Origin of the sequence: Paraburkholderia podalyriae, assembly GCF_014397785.1 — a bacterium.
Lineage (GTDB): Bacteria > Pseudomonadota > Gammaproteobacteria > Burkholderiales > Burkholderiaceae > Paraburkholderia > Paraburkholderia podalyriae.
This window is the reverse complement of sequence record NZ_VZQQ01000020.1, coordinates 22743-34434: the sequence shown is the minus strand read 5'-3', so window position 1 is coordinate 34434 and position 11692 is coordinate 22743. Positions and strand designations below refer to the sequence as shown.

Genomic DNA, 11692 nt, shown 5'->3' with positions numbered 1-11692 from the left:
CGCGTCAGGCCGCGCTTGCGACGCCCGGCACCTCGGCGAGTTCGAGCGCGTCGAGTTCGGCGCGGCTCGGCAAACCTTCGGAATCGCCGATTACCTGGATCGCGAGCGCGCCGATGCGGTTGCCACGCGCGACCGCCTGCGCGAGCGTGCGGCCTTCGAGCAGCGCGCTGATCACGCCGACCGCGAAACCATCGCCCGCGCCGACCGTATCGACGACGTTCGCGACCGGCCGGCCGGCGATCGTCGCGGCATCGGTCGCGGTGCGGTAATACGCGCCCTGCGCGCCGAGCTTGACGATCACGCCGCGCGCGCCGCGCTCGAGGTAGAACTTCGCGATGTCCTCCGGCTGCGTGTAGCCGGTCAGAAGCTCGCCCTCGGCGATGCCTGGCAGCACCCAGTCGGCGAGCGCGGCGAGCGCGTTCAAGCCTTCGACCATCGCCGCGCGCGACGGCCACAGCGTCGGACGCAGGTTCGGGTCGAACGAGATCGTCCTGCCTGACCCCCGCATTTCGCGCGCCAGGTGGAACGCGAGTTCGCGCGAACTGGCCGAGATCGCCGGCGCGACGCCGGTCAGATGCAGATGACGTGCGCTCAGCGCGTAATCGGCGACGTAGTCGTCGAGCGACAGATGGCTCGCCGCCGAGCCCTTGCGGAAATATTCGACCGCCGGGTCGCTGCCGTCGTCGTTCTTCGACTTCAGCTGGAAGCCGGTCGGGTAGCGCGCGTCGGTGCTCACGCAGCGCTGGTCGATGCCCTCTTTCGTCAGCGTGTCGCGCACGTACCGGCCGAATGAGTCGTCACCGACGCGGCTCATCCAGCCCACCCTGAAGCCGAGTCGGGACAAGCCGATCGCGACGTTCAGGTCCGCGCCGGCAATGCGCTTCGTGAAGTGCCCGACGCCCGCGAGTGGGCCGGTTTCGGCGGCGACGAACATCGCCATCGCCTCGCCGTAGGTGATCACATCGAGGACGGGATACGGGTGGGTCATGCTGGGCTCCTGGCGGTGCTGGTGATGCGGGTGATACGGGTGATTCGTGATGCCGCGTCGCGCGTCTACACGCGGGCGAGCCAGTTCACATAACGCGCGGCATCCGCGTCGATCCGGCTCGCGTCGAACGGAAACTCGATGCCGCGCGGCACATCGCGCGGCAGACGGTCGAGGACCGCGCGGAATGGCGCGTCATCGTCGGCCGGTGCGGTCGCGAAGCGCCGCGCGCCCTCTCCCGCCGTGGTCTTGCAATGGATGTACTCGACATGGGGCGCGAGCTGCGGGGCGATCTGCAGCGGCGCGACGTCGAGCCACGCCCAGTTGCCGGTATCGAAAGTCATGCCGAGCACGCCCGCGTGGCCTTCGCGCGCGAGCGCGTCGAACAGCCCGACGAACTGCGCGGGCGAGCCGCCCTGCGCCAGTTGCCCGTTTTCGACGACGACTCGTGGATGCGCGCCGCTCGCGACGTGCGCGGCGATGGCCGCGCCGTCAGCGTCGCCCGCGAAGCCACCGAGTTGCAGCTTGACGAAGCGCGCGCCGAGCGAGGCCGCCTGGTCGAGCGCGACCCGCAGTGCGTCGGTATCGAGCTGGCCGTGCGCCGCGTACAACGATGCCGGCGTCGAAAACACCGACCACAGGCCCAGATCGGCCAACGCCGCGCCGAGCGCGCGCAGCCGTTGCGGGTGCGCGTCCGCGGCACTCGCGAACAGTTCGCGGCGCACTTCGAACCCGGCCGCGCCGGCCCGCTTTGCCGCTCGCGCCCATTTCAGATGACCGTCGGCGCGCACCGCATTCATGCCGAACGCGCTGGCGACGATCACGATCTCTATGGCTTCAGTCATGTCGAACTCGCTCGATCCTCGGGTGAAACTGATGTTTGGAACCGGTTCCAAAACTACTTTGAAAAAAAGCGCCGAGGCGCTGTGACGTGCGAATAGTGCGCGGGACAGCCACCGCGCACCATAGAGGAAATCCCCAGGCGCGGTAGGCATGCGGCGAGCGTGACCCGGAACTCGTTTGGCACGACCGCGCGCCATTCAGCCGCGCTGATCCGCGACGCACATCGCCAGAAACCGCTCGACCAGCCGAGACGGTGCGCTCGCGTGCGGCACCAGAATCGACAGTCGCCGCGTCAGCGGCTGCGGGCTCAGCGACATCAGCCGCAGCGCACCGTTCTCGTGCCGCATCGACATCGCCGACACGAAGCCGACGCCCATGCCGGCCCGGACTGCCTCCTTCACCCCTTCGACCCCGGCGATTTCGAGTGCGACACGCATCGGCACGCCCGCGCGCGCGAACTCGCGCTCGACCGTCTGTCGCACGCCCGAGCCTTCCTCGCGCAGCACCAGCGGATACGCGCCGAACGCGGCCAGCTCGATGCGCCCGCCGCTGTCCGCCTGCGCGAGCGGATGCGAGCGCGGCATGATCGCGACGATCTCGTCCTCGCGCCACGCATGCACGACCGTGTCCGGCGGCAGATCGGCGCCGGGCGGCCCCTCGATCATCGCGATATCGACCGAGCCGAGCGCGCCGACGATCTCGGCCGTGTTGCCGTTGGCGGTATGCACGGTCACGTCCGGGTAGCGGCGATGGAATTCGGCGATCAGGTACGGCAGCAGGTAGCTGGCCGGCGTCGTGCTCGCGCCGATCCGCAAGGTGCCCTGTTCGAGACCGCGCAGCGCGTCACGATAGGCATGGGCCTGCCGCCAGGTGTCGCGCAGCCGCGCCGCATAGCTGGCGAGTTGCTCGCCGGCCGGGGTCAGGCGCACGCCGCGGCCATCGCGCTGATACAGCGGCTCGCCGAATTCGTCCTGCAGCTGCCTGAGCTGGCCGGACACCGCCGGCTGCGACAGATGCAGCGCCACCGCCGCCCGGCTGATATTGCGATGTTCGGCGACGGCGGCGAACGTTATAAGTTGATCCGGGGTCATCTCGATTAAATATCAGTTAGGCCGATACTTTACATTCTAAATGATGATTTTTCATATCGATATATCTAATTTAGGATTAGCCCCGTTGCTCCCCATGCAGTTTCATGCAGTCCGTTACGAGATCAGGCATCCGATCATGTCCACGCCCACCGTTCCGCTCCCCACCGCCTCCCCCGCGCTGTCCACCCGCGGCCAGCTCAACGGCGTGCTGTTCGTCGCGCTGTTCGCGGCCGCCGTCACGCGCATCGCGGCGATTCCGGCGATTGCCGGTCTCGGCCTGAGTCCACTGATCGTCGGCATCGTCGCAGGTGCGATCTACGGCAACGCACTGCGCGACGGCATGCCGGCCAGTTGGGCGGCCGGCGTCAACTTCTCGGCGCGCAAGCTGCTGCGTATCGCGGTCGCGTTTTTCGGCCTGCGCGTGAGCCTGCAGGAAATCGCGCAGGTCGGCCTGCCGGGTCTCGCGGAGTCGGTGCTGATCGTCGTCAGCACGCTCGTGATCGGCACCTGGGCCGGCATGAAAATCATGAAGCTCGATCGCGACACCGCGCTGCTGACGGCGGCCGGCAGCGCGATCTGCGGCGCCGCGGCGGTGCTCGCGTTCGAATCGACGCTGCAATCGAAGCCGCACAAGAGCGCGATGGCGGTTGGCAGCGTCGTGCTGTTCGGCACGCTGTCGATGTTCCTGTACCCGGTGCTGTTCAAGGCCGGCTGGCTGCACCTCGATACGCTCGGCGCCGGCCTGTTCTTCGGCGGCACGATCCACGAGGTCGCGCAGGTGGTCGGCGCGGCGAGCAACGTGAGCCCGGAAGCGACGCACATCGCCACGATCGTCAAGATGACCCGCGTGATGCTGCTCGTGCCGGTACTGCTGGTGGTCGGCCTGTGGGTCAACCGCGCTGCTCGTGGCGCGAAGGATGCCAGCACGGACGGCGCCGCCCCGCGCAAGCTTGCGATTCCCTGGTTCGCACTCGGCTTTCTCGCCTGCGTCGTGATCAACTCGCTGCACGTGCTGCCGGAAAGCGCCACCTCGACGCTGAACCTCGTCGACACCTTCGCGCTGACGATGGCAATGACCGCGCTCGGCATCGAAACGCGGGTCTCGCAGATTCGCGAAGCGGGTCCGCGCGCGCTGAGCACTGGCCTGATTCTGTATGTGTGGCTGATCGCCGGCGGACTGGGCATCACATGGACCGTCCAGCACCTGTTCCACTGAGCCGTCGCCGGCTTCCCCGGCTTCCCCGCCTTTCCCGACACCCCGCCGCGCGCGGGGTTTTGCGCTTTCTGGCGCACCATCCGGGCCGATCACACGGCATACTCGTTGCTGCGAATTTTGCTCCCGCAACCCGCCCGTGCGCGACGTCCGATGGCAGCGCTGACACCGCCTTCGCGCGATGCGTCCGGACCACCGGAATGAGGATCGATCGATGAGCCTGGAACTGTACTACTGGGATGGCCTGCAAGGGCGTGGAGAATTCGTGCGGCTCGCGCTGGAGGAAGCCGGCGTCGACTACGTCGAAGTCGCGCGCGGCAAACACTCGAAGGGCCAAGGCACCGAAGCGATGATGGCGGTGATGCAAAGCCCCGACGAACCGTATCCGCCGTTCGCGCCGCCGTTTCTGAAAGACGGCGATCTGGTGATCTCGCAGACCGCCAACATCCTGTTCTATCTCGGCCCGCGGCTCAATCTCGCGCCGACGGTGGACAGTCTGCGCTATGTCGCGAACGGCCTGCAGCTGACGATCGCCGACGTCGTCACCGAAGCGCACGACACCCACCATCCGCTCGCGAGCGGCCTCTACTACGAGGAGCAGAAAGACGCGGCGAAGTCGCGCGCGCACGATTTCATCGACCATCGGATTCCGAAGTTCATGTCGTACTTCGAGCGCGTGCTCGCGCAGAATCCGGCCGGCGGCAACTTCATGGTCGGCGACACGCTGAGTTACGTCGATCTGTCGATGTTCCAGCTGATCGACGGTCTGCTGTACGCGTTTCCGCGCGCGCTGAAGCGCTTCGGCGAGCACTATCCGCGGCTCGCCGCGCTGCACGACATGGTGATCGCAAGACCGAACATCGCCGCGTATCTGGACTCGGACCGGCGCATCGGCCATAACGAAAGTTGCATCTTCCGGCACTATCCTGAACTCGACCGGGCGGCGACTTGATCCGCGCCGCCCGCCCCCGCCCGCTCGCCGCCGCGCGCCCGCCATTCGAGGCGGGCGCGCTGCTGTTGTGCCGCGCTTTTTTCAACCTTCGCTCACGCCCCGTACCGTCGACGTGCTTTCCTTCCTGCTGAAGCTGCGCACCCGCGCCCAACGTCTTTTCCGCCTCTCCGAAGCCCACACGATGCTGGTCTGGTCGGTTGTGGTCGGCATAGCCGGCGCATTCGCGACCATCGCGTTTCGCAACTGCATCCAACTGCTGCAACTGGCGATGACCGGCCAATCCGGCAGCTTCGTCGAACTGGCGCGCAGCCTGCCGTGGACCACGCGCATCTGGGTGCCGGCGGCGGGCGGTCTGGTCGCCGGCATTTTTCTGCTGATCGCGCGACGTCACGCCGACACCAGCACGCACACCGACTACATGGAAGCCGTCGCGATCGGCGATGGCGTCGTGCCGGTGCGCCTCAGCCTGTGGCGCAGCGTGTCGTCGCTGTTTACGATCGCGAGCGGCGGTTCGATCGGCCGCGAAGGTCCGATGGTGCAGCTCGCGGCGCTCGCCGCGTCGCTGGTCGGCCGCTGGGTCCACTTCGATCCGCCACGACTGCGCCTGCTCGTCGCGTGCGGCGCGGCCGCCGGTATCACCTCCGCGTACAGCGCGCCGATCGCGGGCGCGTTTTTCGTCACCGAGATCGTGCTCGGCTCGATCGCGATGGAAAGCTTCGGGCCGGTGCTGGTCGCGGCGGTCGTCGCGAACATCACGATGCGCGAGTTCGCCGGCTACAAGCCGCCCTACGAGATGCCGGAGTTTCCGACCGTGACCGGCGCCGAGGTGCTGCTGTTCGTCGCGCTCGGCGCGCTGTGCGGCGCGGCCGCGCCGCAGTTCCTGCGGCTGCTCGATGCGTCGAAGGCGGCCTTTCGCAAGCTGCCGGTGGCGCTGCCTCTGCGGCTCGCGCTCGGCGGTCTCGTGGTCGGCATCATTTCGGTCGGGGAGCCCGAGGTGTGGGGCAACGGCTACAGCGTCGTGAACTCGATCCTGCATTCGCCGTGGACGTGGTCCGCGCTGCTGCTCGTGCTCGTCTGCAAGCTCGCGGCGACCGCGGCGACGGCCGGCTCCGGCGCGGTGGGCGGCGTGTTCACGCCGACGCTGTTCGTCGGCGCGGCGGTCGGCTCGCTGTTCGGCCAGGCCATGCACGCGTTGTGGCCGCATGCGACGTCGGCCGCTTACGCGTATGCGATGGTCGGCATGGGCGCGTTTCTCGCGGGCGCGACCCAGGCGCCGCTGATGGCGATCCTGATGATCTTCGAGATGACGTTGAGCTATCAGGTCGTGCTGCCGCTGATGCTGTCGTGCGTGGTCGCGTATTTCATCGCGCGCGCGATCGGCAAGACCTCGATGTACGAGATCACGCTGCGCCGCAATCGCGAGGAGCAGGAGCGCTCGCGATTGCGCGCGACGCAGATGCGCGAGCTGATCCGCCCCGCGCAAACCGTCGTGCCGCCGAACGCGACCGTGCACGACATGACCCGCGTGTTCCTCGAATATCCGGTCAAGTATCTGTACGTCGCGAACGACTCCGGCGCGTTTCTCGGCGTGGTCGCGCTGAAGGACATCACGTCCGATCTGCTCGAGGGCCGCGACACGTCGATGAAGACCGCCGCCGATTATCTGCAGCCGCATTTCGACGTGCTGACGCCGGACATGTCGCTCGCCGTCGCGTTGCAGCACTTCCTGGCGTTTCAGGGCGAGCGGTTGCCCGTGATCGAAAGCACCGCGCATCCGAAGCTCGCCGGCGTCGTCTACAAGACCTCGCTGCTGGATGCGTACTTCCGCATGAATCCATCGCCCTAGCGCCTTCGCCAAAGCTCCGCGGCTACCCGCTTCGCGGCGCGATGCAAAGCGCCGCAGATTCTCTACAATGAACAGACCGCCGGCCCCTGTTGCGGGCGGCACGCGTGAGCCCAGCATGGGTGCAGCGACAGCGCCCGCCGTATCGTCGGAGCGAAGATGAGCGAACCGTCCCCCGAGGCCGTACGCCGCGATCAAGCCGGCTGGATTTTCGTGCATATCGAAGGCGAGCCGTACGATCGCGGCGAACAGCACGGCCAGTTGCTCGCCGACGAAATCAGAAACGCGATCCGCACTGCGCGCTATCTCGCCAAATGGGACACCGGCGAGGAGTTCGACACCTTCCTCAACGCCGCAACGAGCCAGTTCGCGAGCAAGCTCGACACCGAATTCGCCGACGAAATCCAGGGGATCGCCGACGGCGCGAAGCTGCCGTTCGCCGAAGTGCTCGCGTGGAACGGCTACATGGATCTGCTGCAAAGCTGGTGGCCGACACACGCGGCGCAGCAGCGGCCGCAGTTGGGCGCGAAACTGTGGCGCGGCCGGCGCGGTCACCACTGCAGTGCGTTCATCGCGACCGGCAACGCGACGCGCGACGGCCGCATCGTGATGGCGCACAACTCGTGGGACCGCTACGCCGCCGGCGACGCGTTCAACGTCGTATTCGACATCGTGCCCGATCGCGGCAACCGCATCCTGATGCAGGGCTTGCCGGGCTGCATTTCGAGCCTGACCGACTTCTGGGTCACGGCGGCCGGCCTGATGGTCACCGAAACGACGATCTCGAACTTCGCGGGCTACAACGCGGCGGGCGCGCCGGAATTCTATCGCTCGAGGCGCGCGTCGCAATATGCGGACAGCATCAAGGAATGGTGCGACATGTTCTCGCTCGCGAACAACGGCGGCTACGCGAACAGCTGGCTGCTCGGCGACACGAAGACCGGCGAGATCGCGCGCTACGAACTCGGGCTGCACTATTCAGGCTTCGAGAGCACGAAAGACGGTTTCTACAGCGGCTACAACACCGCGACGGATCTGAAGATCCGCAATCAGGAATGCATCGGCGAAGGCGAGGACTATACCGACGTGCGCAAGAACGGCGCGCGGCGTCTGCGCTTCATGCAGCTCGAGGACATGCATCGCGGCAGCATCGACGTCGAACTCGCGAAGCAGATGATCGCCGATCATCACGACGTCTATCTCGATCGCAACGACAATCCCTGCTCGCGCACGATCTGCGGGCATCTGGAGCTCGACGACGCGCGCTTCGGCGGCACCGATCACGGTCCGTTCAATCCGTGGGGCGCGAACGACGGCAAGGTGGTCGATAGCGAAATGGCGCGCGAGATGGCGTTCACCGCGCGCTGGGGTCATCCGTGCGGCCGGCCGTTCGACGCGCAGTCGTTCATGAAGCGGCATCCGCAGTGGAACTGGCTGAACGGCTACATGCGCGACCGGCCGTCGTGGCCGTGGACGCGCTTCGACGTGCTGCGCTAGCGCAGGGCCTGGACGCGCGAGCCCGTTCGGGCGATCATGGAATCTGCAAGACGGTGTTGTCGCAAATATGCGCGCGTTGCAGTATTTGCCATCTAAGATGGTAAGGGGCCTGGGCCGCGCAGCGCCACGCCGTCCCTGGCTTGCACCGTCCTATCGACGCGGGACGGCACAGGGTTTGCTCGATTGTCAGCGCCGCATGAGTTTTAGGAGGTCGGGCGATGAAAACCTCGACACTGTTAATCATGGTGACGCTGTCAGCCTCGTGCTTTGCCGCGCCGGTCCATACCGCGTCGGACAGCACGGATTCCATCACGCTTGCCCAACGCGCGAACGCCGCGCCGGTCGCGCCTCCGGCTCCGGACGTCACGAGCACCGACGCGAGTCGTCCGCAGCAATGGGAGCATATTGCGTTGCCGAAGTCCCGACATCTGGAACGCAGCCTTACCGGGCAAAACGAGCATCTGACCACCTGAGGGCGGCCGCAACGGCGGTCGATGGCGTGGCGATGCGCGCGGAACTGCGAGAGACCGCGAGAAGCTCGTCGCGGCGAGGTGCTGAATTTGCGCGGCGGCAATTGCACCCTGACGACCAACACCAACACCAGCACGACAGGAGCATGCGCATGACGGCCTCGGACATCCCGGGCGAATCGATCGATCTGCAGATTACCGATCTTCTCGCTGAACTCGAATTCCCGACCAACAAGGATGCGCTCGTCGACGCCGCGCGCGAAGCCGGCGCGAGCAACGAGGTGCTGGCGATGCTCGACGGCATGCCAGAGCAGGATTATGTCGACATCGAGTCGGTCACGCGCTTGATCGGCGGCAATTATGGCCCGGGCCTGGGGATCTGAACCCAGGGATCCAAACCCGCATTCACACGCGCCTCACTTTACTCATCAGAACTGCGACGACACCGCCATCCGCGTGCGCGGGGCCCGCGTCACACGGCGCGTCGTGCCACCACTTTCGAGCGCGTGGTCGGTCATCTCGCGCGCAGTCGGATCGTCGGACCCGCTCGCCTCCACCGTCGCCCGCAACTGCGCTGCGCTACGGGAATCCCGCGCCGACGCGCTTTCCGGCTGGAAATGCTCGACCAGATGGTCGATGAAGGTCCGCACCTTCGCCGGCAGATGCAGCCGGCTCGGATACGCAATCGTGATTTCGATCGGCGGCAGAGTGTACCCGTCGAGCAGACGCACGAGCCGCCCCGCCGTCAGATCCCGCCCGATCAGGTAGCTCGGCAGGATCGCCACGCCCATGCCCAGCAGCGTGAACTGCCGAAGCATCTCGGCATTGTTCGCCGCGATCGCGTTGGTCGGCCGCACCCGCACTTCGCGATCCGGACCCTTGAACACGCGCTCCTCGCCGCCGCCCTGCTCGGCCGGCCGGCTCAGGCACGAATGCCTGAGCAGATCCTCGGGGCGCGTCGGCGTGCCGTGTTGCGCCAGATAGGCGGGCGTCGCGCAGACCGTCATGTAGCCGGTCGTCAGCCGCCGGGTCACGATGCTCGCGCTGCGCATGTGCCGCGCAACCAGAATGCCGACGTCGAAGCCCTCTTCGACCAGATCGACGTGACGGTCGGCGAGCGTGACGTCGGGCACCACGTCCGGATAGCGCGCCGCGTACGACTGCACGACCGGCGCGAGACTGTGCAGTCCGAACACGACCGGCGCGACGATACGCAGCGTGCCGACAGGCTCATGATTGCGCGCCACCACCATCTGCTCGACGCCTTCGAGATCGGCGAGGATGTGGCGCACGCGCTCCAGATAGGTCGCGCCGGATTCGGTCAGCGACAGACGGCGCGTCGTGCGGTTCAGCAGTCGCGTGCCGAGCCGCGCTTCGAGATCCGCGACGTGCCGCGTGACGACCGCGGTGGACAGATCCAGCGCGCCCGCCGCGCCGACGAAACTGCCGAGGTCCGCGACCTTGACGAACACGCGCATCGACTGCAGTTGATTCATGGGACGACTCCTGCGTCGGTAAAGCCGGGCCGGCGCAACTGTTGCCGCCAGTGTCGACCCGCGCCGCATGGACGAGCGCGGGTTTGCCCAACCCAACCGATTCTAGCGATCGGACATGTCCCAACCCTGACCCAGACATGACATTCCGGTCAGATTCGACGCAGTGTGCTAATCGCGCCACTATTGCGGCGTCTATTGTCGGTTCTAGCTAGGTATAAACCCTAGTCAGCAGGTAAAATGGCGGCCAAAGGAAATCACCGCACCACCCGCCATGCCACATCGTTTTCATCTGCTCGAAAAAATCGCGTTTTCGCTGGTTTGCTGGTCGGCCGCCGCGAGTTCGGCGTATATCGGTTACGAGCGCTGCCCCGATATCAAGGTAGCCCTGCACGCCGGGGAAAAGATCCTCAGCGCCAGCGGCCAATACGCGTTCGCGTGCGCGGCGCCCGCCGCCGACGCTTGTGCGAAATTGCCAATCGACTGATTGTTCCGGTTTTCGCCGGATCTGACGCGCGATCCGCCCGGCTCGCGCGTTCGCGCATCTGCGCGCCCAAGGCTTAACGCCTGACCTCACGCATCGCGCCCGAACACCACGCGCGAGAAAAAACCCGCCAGCACCATTTCGGCCATCTCCGCCGGCACGTTCTGCGGATCGATCGTGTAGAAGAACTGCACGCCGTCGCACAGGCCAATCAGGCCGATCGCGAGTTGCTCGGGCGGCATCGACATCGGCGTGCCGACGCGCTCCGAGAACTCGCGCACATAGGCGCTCAATTGCTCGAGCTTCTCGTGCATGAATGCGTTGAAGCGCAGCCGGAAGCGCCCGTCACGCACCGCGAGCAGCTTCGCCTCGACCCACAGCAGAAAGCACTTGTTCTCGCGATGCAGCGAGCTGTAGTAGCGCAGCACGCGCGCCTCCATCTCCTCGCGCGACGCCGCGCTCTCGAAGATCGCATGCAGGTCCGCCTGCATCGCTTCGTGATCGCGCCGCAACAGCTCCAGAAACAGCTCGCTCTTGCTGCGGAAGTTCGAATAGAACGCGCCGCGCGTGTAGCCGGCCGCGGCCGCGATGTCCTCGACGCTCGCCGCGACGAAGCCCTTCTTCATGAAAATGACCTGCGCGGCATCGAGCAGACGCTCGCGCGTCTGGTCCTTGCTCTGCTCTCTCGTGAGTCTTTGACGTTTCATGGGCGCAAGTCTAGCACCGAAGAGAATTCAAATTCACCCTCACATTCAAATACATGAGTGTATTAGAATGCATCTCGTCATTCCAAGCCATACCTGTATGCCAATTGCATGACT

At 66.2% G+C, this 11692-nt stretch carries 12 protein-coding genes; 7 read left to right on the top strand and 5 right to left on the bottom strand.

What is annotated here, in order from left to right:
- Nucleotides 1-4: 4 nt before the first annotated feature.
- The 3 genes from F6X42_RS22995 to F6X42_RS22985 all read right to left on the bottom strand — a co-directional run bounded on the left by F6X42_RS22995 (nucleotide 5) and on the right by F6X42_RS22985 (nucleotide 2919).
- Entirely contained in the window at nucleotides 5-988 is a 984-nt protein-coding gene (locus F6X42_RS22995) for a sugar kinase (protein ID WP_187636403.1), read from the bottom strand.
- 65 nt (nucleotides 989-1053) lie between these two features.
- Nucleotides 1054-1830 carry a sugar phosphate isomerase/epimerase family protein gene (locus tag F6X42_RS22990; RefSeq protein ID WP_187636402.1) on the bottom strand — a complete coding sequence of 259 codons (777 nt, stop codon included), beginning with the start codon at nucleotides 1828-1830 and terminating at the stop codon, nucleotides 1054-1056.
- A 195-nt stretch (nucleotides 1831-2025) separates the two neighbouring features.
- The gene (locus tag F6X42_RS22985; protein WP_187636401.1) at nucleotides 2026-2919 is read right to left on the bottom strand and encodes a LysR family transcriptional regulator; all 894 of its coding nucleotides are present in this window, start codon (nucleotides 2917-2919) and stop codon (nucleotides 2026-2028) included.
- Between the two features lie 136 nt (nucleotides 2920-3055).
- On the opposite strand from F6X42_RS22985, the gene F6X42_RS22980 reads away from it, so the two are divergent.
- From F6X42_RS22980 to F6X42_RS22955, 6 genes are all read left to right on the top strand, one after another.
- Complete coding sequence (locus F6X42_RS22980; protein ID WP_187636400.1) at nucleotides 3056-4135, top strand: YeiH family protein; 1080 nt, start codon at nucleotides 3056-3058, stop codon at nucleotides 4133-4135.
- Nucleotides 4136-4346: 211 nt separating this feature from the next.
- The gene (locus F6X42_RS22975) at nucleotides 4347-5084 is read left to right on the top strand and encodes a glutathione S-transferase (protein WP_187636399.1); all 738 of its coding nucleotides are present in this window, start codon (nucleotides 4347-4349) and stop codon (nucleotides 5082-5084) included.
- A gap of 112 nt (nucleotides 5085-5196) precedes the next feature.
- The gene (locus tag F6X42_RS22970) at nucleotides 5197-6930 is read left to right on the top strand and encodes a ClcB-like voltage-gated chloride channel protein (protein WP_187636398.1); all 1734 of its coding nucleotides are present in this window, start codon (nucleotides 5197-5199) and stop codon (nucleotides 6928-6930) included.
- 156 nt (nucleotides 6931-7086) lie between these two features.
- A complete protein-coding gene (locus F6X42_RS22965; RefSeq protein ID WP_187636397.1) occupies nucleotides 7087-8424 on the top strand; it encodes a C45 family autoproteolytic acyltransferase/hydrolase in 1338 nt (445 codons plus the stop codon).
- A 218-nt stretch (nucleotides 8425-8642) separates the two neighbouring features.
- The gene (locus F6X42_RS22960; protein ID WP_187636396.1) at nucleotides 8643-8897 is read left to right on the top strand and encodes a hypothetical protein; all 255 of its coding nucleotides are present in this window, start codon (nucleotides 8643-8645) and stop codon (nucleotides 8895-8897) included.
- A gap of 149 nt (nucleotides 8898-9046) precedes the next feature.
- The gene (locus F6X42_RS22955) at nucleotides 9047-9277 is read left to right on the top strand and encodes a DUF2795 domain-containing protein (protein WP_187636395.1); all 231 of its coding nucleotides are present in this window, start codon (nucleotides 9047-9049) and stop codon (nucleotides 9275-9277) included.
- Nucleotides 9278-9322: 45 nt separating this feature from the next.
- Here the strand turns inward: F6X42_RS22955 and F6X42_RS22950 are convergent, their stop codons facing one another.
- Nucleotides 9323-10390 carry a LysR family transcriptional regulator gene (locus tag F6X42_RS22950; RefSeq protein WP_187636394.1) on the bottom strand — a complete coding sequence of 356 codons (1068 nt, stop codon included), beginning with the start codon at nucleotides 10388-10390 and terminating at the stop codon, nucleotides 9323-9325.
- A gap of 271 nt (nucleotides 10391-10661) precedes the next feature.
- Here F6X42_RS22950 and F6X42_RS22945 point away from each other — a divergent pair, with 271 nt between their 5' ends.
- Nucleotides 10662-10874, top strand: coding sequence for a hypothetical protein (locus F6X42_RS22945; protein ID WP_187636393.1), 213 nt, complete (start codon nucleotides 10662-10664; stop codon nucleotides 10872-10874).
- A gap of 86 nt (nucleotides 10875-10960) precedes the next feature.
- Here F6X42_RS22945 and F6X42_RS22940 read toward each other — a convergent pair whose 3' ends face one another.
- Nucleotides 10961-11578: a TetR/AcrR family transcriptional regulator gene (locus tag F6X42_RS22940; protein WP_187636392.1), complete on the bottom strand. Its 618-nt coding sequence runs from the start codon at nucleotides 11576-11578 to the stop codon at nucleotides 10961-10963.
- Between the last annotated feature and the right edge of the window lie 114 nt (nucleotides 11579-11692).